Below are 20,310 nucleotides of genomic sequence, written 5' to 3'. Positions count from 1 at the left end.
GTTCCAAATATAGGATCTTATTACATGTCTAAAGTTTTTGATTTCGTGAAACCGGGTGTCATCACGGGTGATGATGTACAAAAAGTATTTGCAGTAGCAAAAGAAAACAAATTTGCTCTGCCAGCGGTTAACTGCGTAGGTACTGACTCAATCAATGCTGTGTTAGAAGCTGCTGCGAAAGTTCGTTCTCCTGTTATTGTACAGTTCTCTAACGGTGGTGCTGCATTTATCGCAGGTAAAGGTCTTAAATCTGATGTACCTCAGCAAGCCGCTATTTTAGGTGCAATTTCTGGTGCTCACCATGTGCATCAAATGGCTGAATACTACGGTGTTCCTGTTATTCTGCACACTGACCACTGTGCGAAAAAATTATTGCCATGGATTGATGGCCTGCTAGATGCAGGTGAAAAACATTACGCTAAAACAGGTAAACCACTGTTCTCTTCTCACATGATTGACTTATCAGAAGAGTCATTAGAAGAAAACATCGAAATCTGTGCTAAATATTTAGCGCGTATGGCCAAAATCGATATGACTTTAGAAATCGAATTAGGCTGTACTGGTGGTGAAGAAGACGGTGTTGATAATACAGGCATGGACAGTTCTGCTCTGTATACTCAACCAGAAGATGTTGCTTACGCATATGAAAAACTGAGCGCGGTAAGCCCTCGTTTCACTATCGCAGCCTCTTTCGGTAACGTTCATGGTGTTTATAAACCAGGTAACGTTCAATTAACGCCAAAAATTCTGCGCAATTCACAAGACTACGTATCAGAGAAATTCAATCTGCCACACAATAGCCTAGATTTCGTTTTCCATGGCGGCTCAGGTTCTTCTGCTGAAGAAATCAAAGAAGCTGTTGGCTATGGTGTTATCAAAATGAATATCGATACTGATACTCAGTGGGCAACTTGGGATGGTATCTTACAATTCTATAAAAAGAACGAAGGCTATCTGCAAGGTCAGTTAGGTAACCCAGAAGGTGCTGATAAACCTAACAAGAAATACTACGACCCACGTAACTGGTTACGTCAAGCACAATCATCAATGGTTGTTCGTTTAGAGCAAGCATTTAAAGAATTGAATGCAGTTGATGTTCTTTAATTGATTAATTTTTCAAGATGACATAAACCCGCTTATTGAGCGGGTTTTTTTGTATCTAGTCAAAGAAAGCAGGACAATTTTAGTCTCGATTATATTTAGCATTAAAGGTTTGGTCTGAAATACACAAATAATAGATACCTTCAATAAAGCCAATGATAGCGGGGATCCCCGTCCAACAAAAAACTAGATATAAAATCCCCATACCGACTTTGCGAAGATAAAATTTATGTATTCCTAGTCCACCTAAAAAAATAGCCAGTAATGCTGCTGACAATTTATTTTTATCGTTCATTAAACTACTCCTCTTTCCAACATGAGTGCTGTTAATGGTAAATATAAAACAATATAGGTTCTTAGCTGTTTTCTATTAAGAGTAATCGTTATAAAACAGATTAAAAGAAGATAAAAGAGAATGGGGATGATAAAGATAAAATTAAGAAAATGGCGCATTTCGTAAAGCAGAAAAAGACAATGACATTAAAAATGTATTTCCGTTTTTTTCCTAAAATAAAAGCGCCTATTGATAGGCGCTTTAAATAAAACAACAAAATGGAAAGAGAATTAAACCGCTTTAACGTCCTTGCTTTCTTCTTTCATCATTCGGTTAAGTAGAGGCACTGTTGCCCACATAACCAGACCTACAATTAAGGTCACTATACCAATTTTACCAAACACATCGGTATAAATAGGTAAAGTCTGTAGTGGATCTGTAATACCTTCTGGTGCTGCTGTAAAGGTTGCAACATAACCACCTAACAAATAGGCTGTTGCTTGAGTTAAGAACCACATACCTAAAATAAAGCCCATCATATATTGCGGTACGAAAGCCGCAACCATGGCCAAACCTAATGCACTGATCATTAGCTCACCTAAACTCTGGAATAAATAAACCAGAACGATAAACCAAGGTGATGTTAAGCCTTGAGCATCTGCAAACCACATACCCGATGCGGCGGCTGTAAGGAATCCTAACGAGCACAGAAGCATACCGGCGGTAAACTTCGCTGGCATTGAGAAGTCTTTGCCTTTCGCGCCTAAACGGCTATACACGATGGCTAAGATTGGGCTAGCAATAATAATCCAGAATGGGTTTAAAGCTTGGAAGCTTACAGGGTGGATCTCAAAACCCAATAAATTATGATGAACGTTGTGAATAGCAAAGAAGTTTAATGAGGTTGGCATTTGTGCATAAAGAATGTAGAAAATAACAGCTTCTAACATCAGAACAAAAGCAACATACATTTTATTACGTGCAACACGGTCTTTTTGTTTAAACGCTTCACGGAAATAAATGAAGACAACAATAATAGACAAGCTGACTAAAACAATATTCGCAATCATTACGTTGTGCAGTAACCATGCACAAGCAAATACCATTGCGACAGATCCGGCAATGACTAATAGCAGCTTGTTGTAATTCATTGGTAAATGGTCTGGTTCAGAACCAATATTTGCCACCATCTTACGACAGAAGAAATAAACCAATAAGGCGATAATTAAGCCAATACCACAAATATTATAAGTCAGCCCATATCCATAATGATCGGCAAGTACTGGCGCAACAGATAAAGAAATTAATGAGCCAACATTTATCGACATATAAAATAGCGTAAATGCGCCATCAAGACGGGGATCTTTAGGTGGATAGCACTTTGCTAATAAGCTTGCAGGATTCGCTTTAAATAAACCGTTACCTACAGCGATAGTTCCTAATGCATAGAAAATTAAATTAGGATACATAATTGACATACCAGTCATGAAATAACCGATAGCCAAGACAATAGCACCTAAAACAATAGTTCGTTTTGTTCCTAATAAGTGATCACCAACATAACCACCAATAGAAATCAGCCCATAAACCAGTGCAGAAAATGCACCAAAAGTAATAAAAGCCTGTTCTTGAGAGAATCCGAGTTTACTAACAAAATAAACGGCAAGAATACCTTGTACGCCGTAGTAACCGAAACGTTCCCATAATTCTACAAAGAAAATCATAAAGAATGGTTTAGGCTGTTGTAATAAACCGACTTGAGCGGGTTTATCCATATCTGTAATGCCCCTAATTATTATTTATTTTCAACAACGATGTTATTTACTCAAACTTATGAGATATGTTACATGACGATAACATTATCTGCCGTATTTAGAGTGATGTTTGCAAATTTAAGAAGGTAATCAGCAAGTCGAGTAGACTAATATATTGATGGAATGACTTCTCAAAGGTTGATCACACTGTAAGGAAGATTAATACCAGATTGAAAAAAATATTCATTAGTTTATTTTCAAATAAAGCAATTTAATTGGTTCTTGGTATAAAAATTCGCCGATAAGATTATTTTTTGTTTGTATTTTAATCTAATTAGAATAAATAAAGATGCATGGTGAAAATGAAAAGAAAAAGTTTTTTATGATGTGACTGATTGATTATAGAAAGAAATTTTTCATTATAATTTAAAGATATTCTTTTATAACAAACAGATGTTAATAAAAGTTTAATAAAGACCTAAAAATTAGGAATGGTTATTTGAATAAATAAGTATTCATTTATTTTGGATAAATATTTGGATTTATAAAGATATTATTAATAATAAAAAACGCCCTTATTGAAAGCGCGTTTTTATCTTGAGTCAGAAATAGTCGAAGTTTAAATGGAGATAGGTACCAATTCATTTTTAACAGAATGGAAACGGCGTTTAAAATAAATAAGTCCATCACCATCTTCACGTACAGCAATATTTTTAATTTCAGCCATATAAACAAAATGCGTGCCAACTTGGCGAACATCATAAATATCGCCTTCTAAGCAGGCTAGTGCATTTGTTAATATCGGTTGTTGTAGTTGCCCATTTTGCCAACCTGGTTGGGTAAAGCGATCTGCCATCGCAAGCCCTGTCATTCCGGCAAAATGACAGGCCATTTCTTCCTGCTCATGATTCAAGATATTGATACTTAATTTTCCATTTTCTTGAAAAGTTGTATTCATTTGGCTTTTACTGTTGATGCAAACCATCACGGTTGGTGGATTATCAGTGACTGAACATACCGCTGTTGCGGTTAAGCCACAACATCCAGCATCGCCATTTGTTGCAACGATATTAACTGCCGCACCTAAGCTTGCCATTGCATCCCTAAAAAGTGGGTTAGCCTGTTTTTCCTCAGACATTTTTTACTCCTACTGCCAGACTTCTCGTCTGTGGGCGTCTTCACTTAAAATAATAATTAATTAAGGTCGTTAAAATATGGTTTAACGACTCCGCTTAACAAAGTTGTTATGAACTTGCCGGTTTCTTCGTCGCACGAATTTAAAGGCGTAACGCTACCGCGCATAAACAAAGATAGCAATCTTTCTTTGTTACAACTTGTTAACTTTATCTCAAAAAAATGTGAGACAACCTTATCGCTACGATCATTATTCCTAATTTATAGCTAAGGCAATAGGCAAATTAGGCGACTTTTTTCAATAGATAGGGGGATAACACAAATTGCAAACTCATAATAATTGCATATAGGGCAAAAGGTTGTGAAAAGTGGTGTTAAAACAAATAAAAGTAAAGGGTGATAAATTGCACAAAGAGAATAAAATTGCAAAAATTGAGTCAACTTTATTTATTTGTTAATATGAATAATTGTAACAAATAGTCTATTCTTAGAATATAGTCATTTTATAAACCATAAACAGCGGTACTTTTTCACTGTCTATATTGAGTGATTTTTCGTCCATTCACCTATAACACCATATAAAGAGCTTCTTGATTATGCATGAATCATTAACTATCGCACTATTGCAAGCTCGGGAATCTGCGATGGGTTTTTTTCGACCTGTTCTTAAAGAGCATAATCTGACAGAACAACAATGGCGGATTATTCGAGTGCTTGCGGATAAGCGTTCTATTGATTTTCACGAACTAGCACAAAAATCGTGTATTCTTCGACCAAGTTTAACGGGTATTCTTATTAGAATGGAAAGAGACGAGCTAATTTGTCGATTAAAACCTGTCAGTGACCAGCGAAAGCTTTTTGTTTCGCTTTCTATAAATGGTCAAAATTTATACGATAAAATTCAGCCTAAAATTGAAGAAGGTTATCAATTACTTGAGCAAAAATTTTCGACCGAGAAGTTACAACGCTTATCTGGATTATTAAAGGAACTGATTGCGTTAAATCCAGATGATACCGAACAATCAGAGAAATAATTTATTATTGATAATAAAAAAGGAGATGCAAGGGCATCTCCTTTTTGTTTGTTATGAATTAGATAATATTACTGTTTACCCAATACATGTAAGAAGTGGATGTGTTTTTCATATTGATCAAGAATATCATGAATGATTTGTTCTTTCGTCCAACCCATTACATCGTAGTCTTGCCCACCTTCTTTTAAATGAATTTCAGCACGATAATATTTATGTTCTTCGTCTTTTTCTTCATCACTTAACCCAGCTAAAGCAAAGGCGGGTTGAGTATAAAAACGCAGACGAACTTCATAGAAGAAATTCATGTCATCACCTAAATCGACTTCGAAGCCAATGCGATCATCTTCTTCATTATGGATATAGCATTGAGTTGCTTGTTTGCTTAATTCAGCAGAGACCATTTCCATTGAAGGTTGAATAACTTCATCCATAAAACGTTTTACATGGGAACGTTTTGGAAAATAAGCTATATTTCTTAAACGGCGTTGCCAAGGAATTGGATTACGGCTTGCTGGTGGCGCAATCGTAGTTAACTGTTGGCTATCACGTTTATATACATCCACTCGCAATGCTTTTATCAATCCATAAATAGAAGCAAGTAATACGATTGAGAAAGGAAGTGCACTTGCAATAGTCACTGTTTGTAGCGCTGTTAAACCACCGGCTAATAATAAAGTGATTGCAGAAATACCCATTAATCCTGCCCAGAAAATACGTTGCCATACAGGTGTTTCACTATCGCCACCTGAAGCCAAAGTATCAACAACCATAGCACCCGAGTCTGCTGAGGTCACAAAGAAGACAATCACCATCAGCATCGCAAAGAAAGATAAAACAGACGAGAATGGGAAATAATTTAAGAACTCAAATAAAGCCAGTGAAACATCTTGTTGTACGATATTGGCGAGGGCTTCTGCACCTTTATCTTTGATTAAATGAATAGCGGTATTACCAAAAACAGTCATCCAAAGTAAGGTAAAGCCAGCAGGAACAAACAGAACACCCACAACGAATTCACGGATAGTACGGCCACGAGAAATACGAGCGATAAACATACCCACAAACGGAGACCATGATAACCACCAACCCCAATAAAGCAGAGTCCATCCCCCTAACCAATCACTCGATTTGGGTTCATATGCATAAAGATTAAAGGTTTTACTCACAATTTCGGATAGATATCCTCCCGTATTCTCAACAAATGATTTTAATATCAATACTGTTGGACCGAGAATGATCACCAATAAAAGAAGGATAACGGCTAAACCTAAGTTAAGTTCGGATAAAAAGCGGATACCTTTTTCTAATCCAGAAACAACAGAAATAGTTGCAAGACCTGTTATTACAACAATTAAAACAACTTGAACGGTTGGATTAATAGGAACATTAAAAAGGTGATTTAAACCGGCATTAACTTGTAAAACACCGAAACCCAGAGAGGTTGCAACACCAAAAACTGTTCCCATAACAGCAAAAATATCGACGGCATGACCAATAGGACCATGTATACGATCACCAATGATGGGATAGAGTGCTGAACGTAGCGTTAATGGCAAACCATGACGATAAGAGAAGAAAGCCAAAATTAGCGCAACAATGGCATAAATTGCCCAAGCGTGTAATCCCCAATGGAAAAAAGTTAATCGCATTGCTTCTTTAGCTGCTTCAATGGTTTGCGCTTCACCTGTAGGAGGCATTAAATAATGCATAACAGGTTCTGCAACACCAAAGAACATTAATCCGATCCCCATACCAGCAGAAAAGAGCATGGCAAACCATGCAAAATAGCTAAAGTGAGGACGAGCATGATCAGGCCCCAGTTTTATTTGACCAAAACGGGAAAGTCCTAAATAAGTCACACTCAGCAAAACCAATGCTACGGCTAGAATGTAGAACCAACTTGCATTCGTGAAGAGGTTTTCCTGAAGATGACCTAATTTATCATTAGCCAACTCTGGAAATAATGCAGAGAAGCCAACGACTAATAGAATTAATAGCGCTGAGGTATAAAAAACGGGAGGATTAATTTTCATCCTAATTTTTTGAGGGGTAATATCGTTTTGTTGACTCATAGTTAACCTATTATTTGTTATTTTCCTAGAAAGAGACTTTTCGCTATCAACTTTCTGATTGTTATTTATAACCAGAAAAGAAAAGTTCGTAAGAAAATTTGAATAAAACATCAAGTCAGAGTGATGTTTTATAAAAGAACGGAAGTAAATTATTTTTTCCGTAAAATGGAGAAAAAGAGCATTAAATCAATTGATTGCCATTATTGTGATATAAGTGCTTTCATTCTTTAATAGGTTTCTCCTGTTGAAAAAAGGAGAACATGGTTACATTTTTTGCTTAATCGATCAACCCTTGTCTTTTTTTTGTACAAAAAAAGCCAGTGAATTTTCACTGGCTTTTGATTCATCAAAAATTCTGAAATCAGATTATTTGTTCTCAGCTTTTAAATCATCAATTTTTTGTTTTGCTTGATCAGTCAATTGATCCGCTTTATCAAGTGCTTTATTTTCAGTCTCTTGAGCTTGTTGCTTTATATCACCACTTGTTTTTGAAGCATCGCCTTTTAGCTGATCAACTTTTGTGTCAGCTTCTTGCATCAGGTTATCAGCTGTTTTACTGGCATCTTGTTTTAACTCTGCCGCTTTTTCAGAGAGTTTATTGCTTTCAGCCTCTAGACTTTGCTTAATCTCTTCTGCTTTTGTTGCACTCGCATCTTTTAACTCATCAGTTTTTTGTGAGATGTTTTCTTTTAGCGCATCTGTTTTTTCATCAGCTTGTGTTTTTAATTCTGCGGCTTTTTGCTCTGCTTTATCTTTTAGCTCTTGAGCTTGTTGTGTTAATTCATCTGCTTTTGCTGCTGCATCTTCTTTTACGTCAGCAGCTTTATCTTTAGCCTGTTCTGTCAGCTCGTTAGCTTTATCTTGTGCTGTCTCAGTTACTTGAGTTGCAGTTTCTTTTGCCTTATCAATACTATCATCGACTTTTTTAGATGAATCATCACAACCTGCAGTGATAGTAACAAGACCCGCTAGAACCAATGAAGTAAGTAGTTTTTTATTCATTTTTTTCTCCAAAATGTGTGTTCAAAAACAATTCAGTGATATCCCGCGTAAGTAGTAAAAAAGGCGAGAAGCTATTACGCTGATAGTAAGATATTACAGATAAACTATCGTAATAAGTATAGTGTGAGTCTTAAAATCAACTAACCTAAGTATATTAAGTGTTTGTTCTTAGTCAAATCCCATGAAAAATAATTTTAATTTTTATCAGGATAGCGTTTTCTGCTTTATAATAATGAGGGCAAATATTATTGGAAATGTGAGATGCAAATGGAATATTACTTTCTGGTTATTATCAAATTTATTATTGGTTTTACTATCATATTAGCCCATATGAATTTATCAGGAAAAACACAACTTTCTCAATTAACTCCCATTGATTTTATTGGTAATTTTGTTCTTGGGGGGATCATGGGAGGCGTGATTTATACTGATGCTATTCCTCTTTACCAATATATTATTGTCTTTTTAATCGGTGTTTGTTTTATCTCTTTGCTCAACTATATCAGCAAACGATTCAATTTTTTTCGTGCGGTTACCATTGGAAATCCGATCCCTATCATAAAAAAGGGTGAGTTTATTATGGAAAACATCATGGAGAAGAAGAATAAAATAGACATTCTTAATATTACTTCACGTCTTCATGCTCAAGGTATCCATTCGTTTCAAGAAGTTAACTACGCACAAATTGAGCCTGATGGACAAATTACAGTAGTGTGTGATGGCGCTAAAATGCCGTCCTTGATTGTGATGAAAGACGGCGTTATCCGTACTTCAGAATTAGTACAAATAGAAAAAGATGAAGCATGGTTGCAAGAAGAAATGAAAAACCAGCATATTGATAAGCCTGAAGATGTTTTTTTAGCTGAGTTTTGGGATGGAAAAGTGAACTTTATTTTGCAAGATGGCAAGATAAAGCGTACCGCATCATTGCAGAATAATTAACTAAAATACAAATCGATGATTGGGTGAATGCTGTAGAGTAACAATGGCGACATAATGTCGCTATTGTTATTTTCTAGTAGTAGAACTATAACTTAAACACGGCAAAATCCGCCGCAATTTCAGTATGACTAAAAACGTGTTGGCATTCATTGAGTAATTCAACACAGTCTTCTGGTAAATAGCGACTACTAATATGGGTAATAATCAACTTTTTGACATTAGCGTCTTTTGCTAATGTTGCAGCTTGTACTGTCGTTGAATGCCCGCGACTATTTGCTTGTTCTGCCATTTCATGTTTAAACGTCGCTTCATGTACAATAACATCTGCGTTATTAGCCAGTTTTAATGCATCTGGTGTGGGCTGTGTATCACCGAAAATAGCAATACAGCGTCCTTTTATTTCAGGGCCGATATACTCTTGACCATCAATGACTCTTCCATCGGGCAATGTGATAGTTTTGCCTTGTTTTAACTCTTGTAACCAAGGACCCGTCGGAATATTTTCAGTTTTTAGCTTCAGGGCATCAAGTTTACCATGGCTATTTTCTTCTTCTAAGCGATAGCCAAAACAAGGTACTGGATGAGAAAGTGCTTCACAACTGACTTTCATTCCTTCTTCTTCAAACAGAAAACCAGCTGCGTCAATTTCAACAATATTAATCGGGTAAGTTAAATAGGAGTGACTTAATGTCAGCGATGTTTCTATAAAATCTTTGATGCCAGTGGGGCCATATACTGTTAATCCTGCCTCAGTCCCTCCCATTGAACGACTACAAAGTAGTCCCGGTAAACCAAAAATGTGGTCACCATGTAAATGGGTAATAAAAATTTTATTTAAACGTGGTAATTTCACGCGAGTATGTAGTATCTGATGCTGTGTGGCTTCACCACAATCAAACATCCACATACTTTTTTGTTTATTTTGTAAATCAAGCACCATACTTGTGACGTTCCGATCTTTAGACGGAACACCTGCATTAGTACCTAAAAAAATGAGCTCCATAATGAAATATTATTCTCCATGTTGAATTCGTTCCCAGCTTAAGCCAAATTTCGCAAGGTATTTGCGTAGACGATCGGCATCGTTGGGCTGTTTTTTATTTTGCCTTGATACTGCGAAAAGTTTTCTACCGGCTTCTGAGAGAGTTGATGATTGCTGACAAGTTTTGATAACCGTATTCAGTTGGCTGAGATCGAAAAGATCGATATCCAGATCTTTCAATAAAGAAGAAGAGGTTATTCCCCAACTTTGTTTTAAACGGCTAATTTCTTCCTCAACAAGTGCTAGAGTGATGCGACCATTTTCAGCAAGTGTTGCCATTCGCGTTATACTAGCACTAAGTTCACGAAAATTACCACGCCATAATGCCTGCTCAGATGTGGCGAACCGAATATAGTGAGATTTTGCATCTGAATTAAAGCGGATCACTTTTTGATAGAGTGTTGCAAAGTGATGCAGCTCATAGTCAATATTGGGTTCAATATCCTCTTTGCGATCGACTAATCCCGGTAATGAAAAAGACCACATATTAATCCTTGCATAGAGATCTTCACGAAAAAGCCCCTTTGCAATTTGTTTATCCATATCTCGATGTGTACCTGCTATCAACTGAAAATCGCTTTGTACTTCAGTATCTGAGCCATACGGATAAAAAGATTTTTCTTCTATTGCTTTAAGTAGCATCGCTTGCTCATCAAGCCCTAATTCTGCAATTTCATCAAGAAATAAAATTCCTTTATCGGCTTCTCTTAATAACCCTTGCCTAGCTTGCAATGCACCTGTAAATGCACCTTTTACATGTCCAAATAAAGTGGACATGGCGTTGTCACCGCGCAAAGTAGCGCAGTTAACTGCGATAAAACGCCCTTTTACAAAATGGCGTGATTGTCGTAATTCATAAATACGTTGAGCAAGAAATGATTTTCCTGCACCTGTGGGGCCAGTTAATAGAATAGGGGCAAAAGAGCGCAATGCGACTCGTTCAATTTGAGCAATTAAGGTATTGAAACGTTCATTTCGTGTGGCGATCCCTGATTTTAAAAAAGAGAGCGACTCATTATGGTAGTGCTCAAATCGGCTCGTTAATTTTGTATAACGGCTTAAATCAAGGTCAATAATGGCATAACTGCCCGTTGCTGACTGTATGGTTTTAGCACCATCTTTATTTTCTATTTTAGAAGTGGGTGAGGTTTGTAATAGTTTTGCAGGTAAATAATGTGCTTCTGTCAGTAAAAACCAACAAATTTGAGCAATATGTGTTCCTGTTGTGATATGCACATAATATTCTTCATTTTCAGTATCAAATGGATAATTTACTGCAAAATCAAGAAAATGACTGTAAACCTCTTCAAGATCCCATGGATCACAAATATCAATTTCATATGGCCACACCTCTGTATCAGCTGAGACAGTATGGATATCTTCTGTGATTTTAGATGCTAGCATTGAGTCATTAGGCTGGTGGATCATCACTAATCGGCTAACAGGAAAATCCTTTTGATGACAAATGGAAATTGTTGGGCGCCATGAGTTCCACCTTTTATGGCTTTTACCTCTTTTATCTAATGTTGTGCCTAAAACACCAATCACTACTTTGCGTTTCATTAAGTTATCCCTACTTATTTTTTATCTATTTTTATAAATATATAGATAAAAAGATAGGGTTCTGTTGTTTTAATTTAATAGATAAATATCTAAAAATCGTATTAAGAATATTTTTATTAATATAAACAATGAATTGAAAATATTTTTGGTGGTTTTTGAAAACTTGGCACGATATTGGCAATGTTATTACTGTCTTGAGCAGATTTTAAATCTGGTAGGCACATGAGGAACACTCTGTGGTGTTATCTAAATGTGTTCCTCTACATCGAGACTCTGTAGGTGAAGAGGGTTATTTTCAGGTTCGATTCCTGACACCAAAACCATTACAAATCCAAATGTAAAATTAACTATAAAAAATCGTTGTGACAGCTGTACCGTCACCTTGCTTGTCCACCAGCAACTGAGCTGGATTGATAGCCGAAGAAGAGACAAACAAAGCATTGTTCCTCTCTTGTTTTCCTTTCAGTTTCGCAAAGCTTGCCCGTGGAAAAGTAAGTCACGATAAATTGCACTATATAAAGAAGAATAAAAGAAGAAGGAACGAAAAATGATAAAAACAACAATTGTGGTAAAACAGGGACAGTTAGCACTTTTAAAGAAAAAAGATGAGTACATTGATGTGCTAACAGCAGGTGAACATAAGTTTTTTGATTTTGGGCATCAGCTCAGTGCAGATATTTTCCCTTTAAATGGTGGAGCATTAGAAAGCGAGAAAGCCGAATTTTTACGTCAATACTATCCTCAATGGGTGACTGAGTATGGTTTTGATATTGTGTTATCGGATGAGGAGATCGGTCTTTTATATGAAAACGGCTCTTTAAAAGAGATCTTAGCACCAGGAACGCGACGTTTATATTGGCGTTATTCCGACCGTTTTTTAGAAATAGTATCTATCGATGAACTTGAAGTATCTTCAATCTTGATGAAAAAACTCCAGCACCCTAAATTACGAAATCAAGTCATAAAGGGAAGTGAAGGGGTTCTTACTGTGGATATTCCTGCTTGGCATGCTGGTGTTATTCGGATCAATGGGGAAACACAAGCATTGTTGCCTCCGGGATTAAAAGGATATTGGCGTTATCAGCATAAAGTAGATGTTGAAGTAGTCGATATGCGTTTACAAACACTGGATGTTAGTGGGCAGGAGATCCTAACGAAAGACAAGGTGACACTGCGTATTAATTTATCGGCTAACTGGCGTTATAGCGATGTACTTTTAGCATATCAGCAACTGGCTTCACCATTGGAGTTCTTATATAAAGAGTTACAGTTTGCGTTACGTGAAGCCGTAGGAACAAGAACATTAGATGAATTATTAGAAAATAAAAGCCTGATAGATAGTTTAGTCAGTGAAAAAATCAGTGAAGTGACCGAAGGATATGGTATTGAAGTGGCTTCATTGGGGGTAAAAGATATTGTTTTACCCGGTGAAATGAAAACGATTTTAGCGCAAGTCGTTGAGGCAGAAAAATCAGCTCAGGCTAATGTTATTCGCCGAAGAGAAGAGACATCCGCAACGCGTTCTTTATTAAATACGGCAAAAGTGATGGAAAACAATCCAGTGGCCTTACGATTAAAAGAGCTAGAAACCGTAGAACGTATTGCAGAACGTATTGATAAGATTTCCGTTTACGGTGGTTTAGACCAAGTATTAAACGGGTTAGTACAAATTAAAGGAGCACAGGCATGATATTGGATCATCAAATAGTAAAAGAAGCAGGAACTGCTGAAATCAAAATGTGGACAAATGGTGTGCCAGTTGAGGCCGATGCTCTAAAGCAACTTATCAATACCGCTAAGATGCCTTTTATCTTTAAACATATGGCGGTTATGCCGGATGTTCATTTAGGCAAAGGTTCAACAATAGGTAGTGTTATCCCAACCAAAGGTGCGATTATCCCAGCGGCTGTTGGGGTGGATATCGGTTGTGGAATGATTGCAGTGAAAACATCATTACATGCAAATGATCTACCCGATAATTTATTTGCGATAAGAACAGCAATAGAACAAGCCGTTCCTCATGGAAGAACGAGTTATCAATCAGGGAATGATCGTGGTTCATGGAAGAACCCACCTAAACTTGTTGATCAACATTGGCAACAACTTGAAGGGCGTTTTAAGGTTTTAACTGATAAGTACCCACGTTTACGAAATACTAATAATTATCGTCATCTTGGAACATTAGGAACAGGGAACCACTTTATTGAATTGTGTCTTGATGAATCAGATAACGTCTGGGTAATGTTGCATAGTGGATCTCGAGGTGTGGGTAACGCTATCGGTACGTTATTTATACAAATGGCGCAAGAAGATATGAGAGAACATATTGCTAATTTGCCGGATAAAAACTTAGCGTATTTAAAGGAAGGAACGCTTTTCTATGATGACTATATAGAAGCGGTCGAATGGGCTCAGGATTTTGCACGACATAACCGAGAAGTCATGATGGAACGTGTGTTGGCCGCATTATCGACGCAAATCTCTAAACCTTTTACGACACAGCAACAAGCTGTGAATTGTCACCATAACTATGTACAAAAGGAAATGCATTTTGGTGAGGAAGTACTGGTAACACGAAAAGGAGCTGTTTCAGCACAACATGGTGAAATGGGGATCATCCCTGGTTCAATGGGGGCTAAGAGTTTTATTGTAAGAGGAAAAGGAAATGCTGAAAGTTTCTGTTCATGTAGCCATGGTGCTGGGCGTGTAATGAGTCGAACAGCAGCTAAAAAAGCCTTTAGTGTTGAAGATCAGATCCGGGCTACAGCACATGTTGAATGTCGAAAAGATAAAGATGTCATTGACGAAATTCCAATGGCTTATAAGGATATTGATGCGGTTATGAAGGCACAATCATCTTTGGTTGAAGTTGTTCATACGCTAAGACAGGTGGTGTGTGTAAAAGGTTAATCATACTTTTTTTAAGATAATTCATAACTATCCCCAAACGGTAACGTAGGGGATAGTGAGATATGACAGCGTGTGCATGTAATGCAAATGAATAAAAATTTTAAGAACAGAAATTTTCTTTAAATAAGATCCTTATTTTCTGATTAAAAATCAAACAAAGAATGTTTAATATTTTTTATAAATAAAGATTGATATTAAATTTACAGCCTCCTAATAAAGATAATCAAAAAAAGAACTTTGATATTAAATTATTCTTTTACTAGAAAACGATTATTAATAAATTATTAATACCAGTAATCGTGATTATTTATTTAATATAAAACTATTCCTAAATTTTTTAATTAGATTGAAATTAACTTTATTCTTATTGAAAAAGTATAGCCTACTCTATTTAGTGTATTAATTCTCAGTAAGTATATTAATTAAAAACTAAATGTTAATTCCTTATGTCCCAAATGTGAAAAAAACGTTTTGAATTGCTTGCTGTATAGATAACAGTATGTGAAATATTCCGATGCCCCAAGTAATCCTGAATTAAACGCGTATCTCTACCTAAATCAGCAAGCGCATAGCCACATGCATGGCGTAACATATGGGGATGAGGGCTTATAGATACATTAGCTTCTTTACCTAAACGGCGAAGTAACCCATATACTTGTTGACGAGAGATTGGACCTGTTTTTTGGGATAAAAAGACCCATTCTGAGTCAGATTCTCTCCATGTTTCCCTTTTTTTCAACCAGTTAACTAACGCATCATATTCCTCTTCTATAATTGGTTGTGTTGTTGATAAACCCCCTTTCAAGCGTCTGACGTAGAGTATCCTACTTTCCAAATCGATATCGCTTAAGGTTAGCCTACATAGTTCACTAACACGAAATCCATGTAAAAAACACATTAAAAACATACAGTAATCTCTTTCTGGGTACCGTCCTTCTTTTGCTTGCTTCAAAATAGCGTTGATCTCAAAACGTGTAAGAAACTTACGTTGCTTCATTTTCATAACCTTTTCAATGAGATAACAAGGAACAAAAGTCAATTGATACATAACTATAACAAGTAATATGCATCAATAAAGAGTTGTATTTTTTTTATGCTGTACTTTTACTTGTTAATTTTAAACAAGTTTATTGAAAGTTTATTTATTTTTAGAAAATGAAAGTGATTGATTGACAAAGTGAAAAGTGAGTATAGATAGGAATTCGGTCATCTTTAGAGAAATAAACAGAATACACCAAATTGTTTACTATTATTCTCTGGCTTCTCACTTAAGTCAAATTTAATATTAATCACATATCATCGATTATTTAACATATTGATATTTATCATTATTTCAAAAAGCAAATATGATTGGTTACTTTGTTTAAAATCCAGAAATAAATTTTTTTACTTTTTTCACAAATTATAGTAATTACACTTAGAATTATAAACTCTTTTTCCGCTATTTAAAGCCGTATTATCTAAATGCGTTTGATTTCGAGATGAAAATTTTTAACAAAACAATTTGGTGTATTTTGTTTTGTTTCTAACGAAATTTAATTTCGTTTTGGACGGGCACAAGTATACCAAAATTACAAAACTCAATAATGAGTCATTCAATTAGGAATAATTCAATCCTAATGAATTTATTATTTTTAATGTCTTCGTCCTTTATATTTTAGGAAACAAAAAGATGAAATTAAATAAATTAGCGTTAGTTCTTGGCTTAGGTTTATCTGTTGCTGCGGGTTCTGCATTTGCTGCTGATCAAGGTCACGGTACTGTTAAATTTGTTGGTTCAATTATTGATGCTCCTTGCTCAATTACTCCTGATACAGAAAATCAAACTGTTCCATTAGGTCAAATTTCTACTGCTGCATTAAAAGATGGTGGTCGTAGTAATTCTCGTGATTTCAAAATCTCTTTAGAAAATTGTACAACTGAAACTTATAAAACAGTTCAAACAACTTTCACTGGTTCAGAAGATGCAGACATTTTAGCAGGTTCTTTAGGTATTGAAGGTATCGCTAAAAATGCTGCTGTTGTTATCACCGATGCGGGTGGCAAACAAATCAAATTAGGTACACCAAGTGCAGCTCAAAACTTACGTGATGGTAATAATGATCTGAACTTTGCTGCTTACCTACAAGGTTCTTCTGCAGAAGCCGCTGTTCCTGGTGACTTCACTGCAATTGCAACTTTCGCACTGACTTATCAGTAAGAAAAAATAAGTTCTGTACATGGATGTACAGAGCTTTATTTCCTGTGTCTATTTTTAACGATTTTTTTCTTACGGAGAAAAATATGAATCGCAAGATGACACCACTATGGCTATGCCTTATTGCCAGTTTACTGACAACATCGGTAATAGCAAGTGATGTAAAACAAGATAAAAACATGCATCAGCGATTTGGGGTACTTAATCTTTCAGGATCGATTTTAGAACCATCTTGCACGATTGCAGCAGGAAGTGGCGAACAAGTTATTCCACTGACAACGGTTTCTATTCCAATGTTAGTGACTGAAGGGCAAGGACCTATTGAGTATTTTTCTATCAGATTAACGGAATGTACGCTAATTGAACAAAAAGGTCAGGAAGCGGACAACCCTCGTTTTATTGCAACGTTTGAAGGACCTTCTAACGAAAATGGTAATTTTGCACTTTCTGGTGAAGCAAGGGGTGCATCATTAGCGATAGCTGATCGTTATGGTAGACAAGCTATTCCAGGGCAACCATTGCCCCCTGTTGGTATTGATTCGAAATCAATGGCGTTACTTTATCAAGCGCGAATAGTCAAAAATAACGAAATACCCAAAGCAGGGAATTACCGTACAACGCTGCGATTTAAGCTGGAATACTATTAAATGGATCGGGTTGGATAATTTATGGCGAGATCATTCAAAACCGTTGGTTTAGGGACGGAAAAAAAGAAAAAACAACATACTATTCGGCCTGTTGCTGTACTGATCTATTTAATTCTTACTGGAGCTTCCAGTATTTCAAGTTCAGCTTTAGCAAATAGTGATATTGAATTTAATGCCGATATTCTGGATCTAAAAGATAAACAAAATATCGACTTATCAGATTTCTCTCGTGCGGGCTATATTATGCCCGGCCGATATGAGTTTGTTGTTCGTGTTAACAATAATGAACTTCCTGAACTTTATAACATTAATTATGTAGTGCCTGCCAATGATCCTAAAGGTAGTGAACCTTGCTTGCCTCCAGAGTTGATCCATCAAATAGGCCTTAAACCTGAATGGGCTGAAAAAGTTAAATATCAAGATAATGGAAGTTGTCTTGATATGTCTTCCATTCCCGGCATGACAATAAATGCAAGTCTGGGAAGTGGTAATCTTATTCTGACTATTCCTCAAGCTTATCTAGAATATTCAGCACCAAACTGGGATCCACCTTCTCGTTGGGATCACGGTATTTCAGGTGTGCTTTTTGACTATAACGTTAATGCTAACGTGACAGATCCCGCCAAAGGAAAACAACGTCAACAAGTTACAGGTTTAGGAACCGTGGGAGCAAACTTGGGTGTTTGGCGCTTCCGTGCTGATTGGCAAGCAAGTTATCAGCATACAACGGGTCTTCCTGATAGCACTGAAAATAGTTGGAAATGGAACCAGCTTTATCTTTATAGAGCAATCACCCAATTAGGGGCTCGCCTTGTGATGGGGGAGACTTATTCACGCTCTGACATTTTTGATAACTTCCGTTTTACTGGGATTAACTTGTCTACGGATGACAATATGCTACCGCCTAACTTAAGGGGATATGCCCCTGAAGTAACGGGTGTGGCAAAAACGAATGCGAAAGTGACGATTAGCCAACAAGGCCGTGTGATCTATGAAACTCAGGTTGCTCCTGGGCCGTTTCGTATTCAAGACATTAATGATGCAGTGAGTGGCAAATTAGATGTACGTGTTGAAGAACAAGATGGATCTGTTCAAGAATTCCAAATGGATACTGCAAGTATTCCTTATTTAACACGTCCGGGCCGAGTGCAATATAAATTATCTGCGGGTAAACCGTCAGATATGAACCGTAATACAGAAGGCCCTGTTTTTGGTATGGGTGAATTCTCGTGGGGTATTAGTAACGGTTGGTCACTTTATGGTGGTTCATTAGTCTCGGGCGATTATAACTCAGTTTCTGCTGGTATTGGTCGTGACTTAATGGCACTGGGTGCTATCTCTTTTGATGCAACACATTCTTGGGCCAAAATTCCAAGTGATAACAAGCGCTATCACGGTGGTTCTTATCGCTTAAGTTACTCAAAACGTTTTGAAGAAATAAATAGCCAAGTGACATTCGCAGGCTATCGATTCTCCGAACGTGATTTTATGAGTATGAACCAATATTTAGATCGTCGTTATCGTGGTGGTGAAGAAGATAACAATAAAGAGCTTTATACCATTATGTTTAGTAAGCAGTTCCCTGAATGGGGATTGAGTGCCTACTTAAACTATAGCCATCAGACTTATTGGAATAAGCCTAATAATGATAACTATAACTTGTCATTAGCCAAAACGATGGATGTTGGTAGCTTTAAAAATATCAACCTCAGTCTATCGGCGTTTCGCAATAAATTTAATGGCACCAATGATAATGGCGTTTATATGAATGTCAGCATGCCTTGGAGCGATCGTGCAACCATTAGCTACAACACCGTGATTAACAAACACGGTAATTCACATAATGTCAGTTATTACGATCGTATTGATGACAATAGTAGCTATCGTGTTGGTGCTGGTTTAAGCAGTAGCGGTAAACCATCTGCAGATGCCTATCTTATGCATTACGCTGATGCGGCATTAATCACTGCCAGTGCGAGCCATATTAATGATGAATACACATCAGCCACATTATCACTGCAAGGTGGGGCAACATTGACACCAAAAGGTGGGGCATTACACCGTACAAGTCGCACAGGTAGTACCCGTTTACTTATTGATACAGATGGTATTTCTGATGTACCAGTGAAAAGTATCGGTGCTATTACTCGTACCAATGCTTTTGGTAAAGCCATACTGCCTGATATCAATGATTATTACCGTAGTAGTGCCAGTATCGACCTTGATCAGATGCCAGATAACACTGAAGCATTACGTTCAATTCAACAACTCACCCTAACAGAAGGCGCAATAGGCTACCGTCACTTTGATGTGGTGTCGGGACAAAAAGCCATGGCTGTCATTCGTTTACAAGACGGAACTTATCCACCATTTGGTGCCAGTGTCACAACCGATAAAGGCCGAGAGCTCGGTATTGTCAATGATGGTGGGAATGTTTACCTGACAGGTATTAATAGTGGCGATGTGTTGAGTGTGCGTTGGAATGGACAAGAGCAGTGCAAAATTCATATCCCGACATTAGTTGAAGGCATGTTTATATCTTCATTATTACTAACTTGTGGTGATGGTAATACCGCACCGTCAACAATCAATCAAAGAACCGAACCCTTACCTAAACCTCAATTGATCACAAAATAAG

At 36.8% G+C, this 20,310-nt stretch carries 15 protein-coding genes and 1 pseudogene; 8 read left to right on the top strand and 8 right to left on the bottom strand.

Annotated features, from left to right (window positions below):
* The first annotated feature begins 24 nt into the window (after window positions 1-24).
* Entirely contained in the window at window positions 25-1,104 is a 1,080-nt protein-coding gene (gene fbaA, locus ABN080_RS07110) for a class II fructose-bisphosphate aldolase (protein WP_196553623.1), read from the top strand.
* A gap of 79 nt (window positions 1,105-1,183) precedes the next feature.
* On the opposite strand, the pseudogene ABN080_RS07105 reads toward fbaA, so the two are convergent.
* The 3 genes and pseudogenes from ABN080_RS07105 to hpaC form a co-directional block, all read right to left on the bottom strand.
* Window positions 1,184-1,387 (bottom strand): annotated as a pseudogene (locus ABN080_RS07105) (TM2 domain-containing protein); the annotation flags it as partial.
* Window positions 1,388-1,665: 278 nt separating this feature from the next.
* Window positions 1,666-3,150 (bottom strand): dipeptide/tripeptide permease DtpB, encoded by a 1,485-nt coding sequence (dtpB, locus tag ABN080_RS07100; protein ID WP_196553625.1) that lies wholly within the window; start codon window positions 3,148-3,150, stop codon window positions 1,666-1,668.
* 598 nt (window positions 3,151-3,748) lie between these two features.
* Window positions 3,749-4,267, bottom strand: coding sequence for a 4-hydroxyphenylacetate 3-monooxygenase, reductase component (hpaC, locus tag ABN080_RS07095; protein WP_072070714.1), 519 nt, complete (start codon window positions 4,265-4,267; stop codon window positions 3,749-3,751).
* A gap of 592 nt (window positions 4,268-4,859) precedes the next feature.
* Here hpaC and hpaR point away from each other — a divergent pair.
* A complete protein-coding gene (gene hpaR, locus ABN080_RS07090; protein ID WP_196553626.1) occupies window positions 4,860-5,297 on the top strand; it encodes a homoprotocatechuate degradation operon regulator HpaR in 438 nt (145 codons plus the stop codon).
* A gap of 68 nt (window positions 5,298-5,365) precedes the next feature.
* On the opposite strand, the gene betT is transcribed toward hpaR, so the two are convergent.
* Complete coding sequence (betT, locus tag ABN080_RS07085) at window positions 5,366-7,369, bottom strand: choline BCCT transporter BetT (protein ID WP_196553627.1); 2,004 nt, start codon at window positions 7,367-7,369, stop codon at window positions 5,366-5,368.
* Between the two features lie 366 nt (window positions 7,370-7,735).
* Entirely contained in the window at window positions 7,736-8,371 is a 636-nt protein-coding gene (locus tag ABN080_RS07080; RefSeq protein WP_349440705.1) for a hypothetical protein, read from the bottom strand.
* A gap of 267 nt (window positions 8,372-8,638) precedes the next feature.
* Here ABN080_RS07080 and ABN080_RS07075 point away from each other — a divergent pair, with 267 nt between their 5' ends.
* Complete coding sequence (locus tag ABN080_RS07075) at window positions 8,639-9,313, top strand: DUF421 domain-containing protein (protein WP_109408083.1); 675 nt, start codon at window positions 8,639-8,641, stop codon at window positions 9,311-9,313.
* Window positions 9,314-9,398: 85 nt separating this feature from the next.
* On the opposite strand, the gene rnz is transcribed toward ABN080_RS07075, so the two are convergent.
* Both rnz and rtcR read right to left on the bottom strand, forming a co-directional pair.
* The gene (rnz, locus tag ABN080_RS07070) at window positions 9,399-10,316 is read right to left on the bottom strand and encodes a ribonuclease Z (RefSeq protein ID WP_349440704.1); all 918 of its coding nucleotides are present in this window, start codon (window positions 10,314-10,316) and stop codon (window positions 9,399-9,401) included.
* A gap of 9 nt (window positions 10,317-10,325) precedes the next feature.
* The gene (gene rtcR / locus ABN080_RS07065; protein ID WP_349440703.1) at window positions 10,326-11,918 is read right to left on the bottom strand and encodes an RNA repair transcriptional activator RtcR; all 1,593 of its coding nucleotides are present in this window, start codon (window positions 11,916-11,918) and stop codon (window positions 10,326-10,328) included.
* 550 nt (window positions 11,919-12,468) lie between these two features.
* Here rtcR and ABN080_RS07060 point away from each other — a divergent pair.
* Both ABN080_RS07060 and ABN080_RS07055 read left to right on the top strand, forming a co-directional pair.
* Window positions 12,469-13,608, top strand: a complete 1,140-nt coding sequence (locus ABN080_RS07060; protein WP_349440875.1) for a slipin family protein — start codon at window positions 12,469-12,471, stop codon at window positions 13,606-13,608.
* On the top strand, window positions 13,605-14,828 hold the full coding sequence (locus ABN080_RS07055) for an RtcB family protein (RefSeq protein WP_196553631.1): 1,224 nt from the start codon (window positions 13,605-13,607) through the stop codon (window positions 14,826-14,828). Before ABN080_RS07060 ends, ABN080_RS07055 begins: the two co-directional genes overlap by 4 nt.
* A 436-nt stretch (window positions 14,829-15,264) precedes the next feature.
* Here the strand turns inward: ABN080_RS07055 and mrpI are convergent, their stop codons facing one another.
* The gene (mrpI, locus tag ABN080_RS07050; protein WP_197269482.1) at window positions 15,265-15,825 is read right to left on the bottom strand and encodes a phase variation DNA invertase MrpI; all 561 of its coding nucleotides are present in this window, start codon (window positions 15,823-15,825) and stop codon (window positions 15,265-15,267) included.
* A gap of 675 nt (window positions 15,826-16,500) precedes the next feature.
* Here mrpI and mrpA point away from each other — a divergent pair.
* The 3 genes from mrpA (at window position 16,501) to ABN080_RS07035 (ending at window position 20,309) form a co-directional block, all read left to right on the top strand.
* Window positions 16,501-17,028 (top strand): MR/P fimbria major subunit MrpA, encoded by a 528-nt coding sequence (mrpA, locus tag ABN080_RS07045; RefSeq protein ID WP_036932684.1) that lies wholly within the window; start codon window positions 16,501-16,503, stop codon window positions 17,026-17,028.
* A 95-nt stretch (window positions 17,029-17,123) separates the two neighbouring features.
* A complete protein-coding gene (locus ABN080_RS07040) occupies window positions 17,124-17,672 on the top strand; it encodes a fimbrial protein (protein WP_141124310.1) in 549 nt (182 codons plus the stop codon).
* 21 nt (window positions 17,673-17,693) lie between these two features.
* Window positions 17,694-20,309, top strand: coding sequence for an outer membrane usher protein (locus tag ABN080_RS07035; protein ID WP_349440702.1), 2,616 nt, complete (start codon window positions 17,694-17,696; stop codon window positions 20,307-20,309).
* Window position 20,310: the final 1 nt, after the last annotated feature.

The sequence above is a fragment of the Proteus sp. fly-1089 genome, assembly GCF_040138965.1.
Lineage (GTDB): Bacteria > Pseudomonadota > Gammaproteobacteria > Enterobacterales > Enterobacteriaceae > Proteus > Proteus vulgaris_B.
Note: the sequence above shows the minus strand (reverse complement) of the source record. Positions and strands in the feature narration are given on the sequence as shown.

What these genes read in the sequence shown, in the direction of transcription:
- fbaA (WP_196553623.1), top strand. Translation starts at nt 25, where the DNA reads ATGTCTAAAGTTTTTGATTTCGTGAAACCGGGTGTCATCACGGGTGAT.
- dtpB (WP_196553625.1), bottom strand. Translation starts at nt 3,150, where the DNA reads ATGGATAAACCCGCTCAAGTCGGTTTATTACAACAGCCTAAACCATTC.
- hpaC (WP_072070714.1), bottom strand. Translation starts at nt 4,267, where the DNA reads ATGTCTGAGGAAAAACAGGCTAACCCACTTTTTAGGGATGCAATGGCA.
- hpaR (WP_196553626.1), top strand. Translation starts at nt 4,860, where the DNA reads ATGCATGAATCATTAACTATCGCACTATTGCAAGCTCGGGAATCTGCG.
- betT (WP_196553627.1), bottom strand. Translation starts at nt 7,369, where the DNA reads ATGAGTCAACAAAACGATATTACCCCTCAAAAAATTAGGATGAAAATT.
- ABN080_RS07080 (WP_349440705.1), bottom strand. Translation starts at nt 8,371, where the DNA reads ATGAATAAAAAACTACTTACTTCATTGGTTCTAGCGGGTCTTGTTACT.
- ABN080_RS07075 (WP_109408083.1), top strand. Translation starts at nt 8,639, where the DNA reads ATGGAATATTACTTTCTGGTTATTATCAAATTTATTATTGGTTTTACT.
- rnz (WP_349440704.1), bottom strand. Translation starts at nt 10,316, where the DNA reads ATGGAGCTCATTTTTTTAGGTACTAATGCAGGTGTTCCGTCTAAAGAT.
- rtcR (WP_349440703.1), bottom strand. Translation starts at nt 11,918, where the DNA reads ATGAAACGCAAAGTAGTGATTGGTGTTTTAGGCACAACATTAGATAAA.
- ABN080_RS07055 (WP_196553631.1), top strand. Translation starts at nt 13,605, where the DNA reads ATGATATTGGATCATCAAATAGTAAAAGAAGCAGGAACTGCTGAAATC.
- mrpI (WP_197269482.1), bottom strand. Translation starts at nt 15,825, where the DNA reads ATGAAGCAACGTAAGTTTCTTACACGTTTTGAGATCAACGCTATTTTG.
- mrpA (WP_036932684.1), top strand. Translation starts at nt 16,501, where the DNA reads ATGAAATTAAATAAATTAGCGTTAGTTCTTGGCTTAGGTTTATCTGTT.
- ABN080_RS07040 (WP_141124310.1), top strand. Translation starts at nt 17,124, where the DNA reads ATGACACCACTATGGCTATGCCTTATTGCCAGTTTACTGACAACATCG.
- ABN080_RS07035 (WP_349440702.1), top strand. Translation starts at nt 17,694, where the DNA reads ATGGCGAGATCATTCAAAACCGTTGGTTTAGGGACGGAAAAAAAGAAA.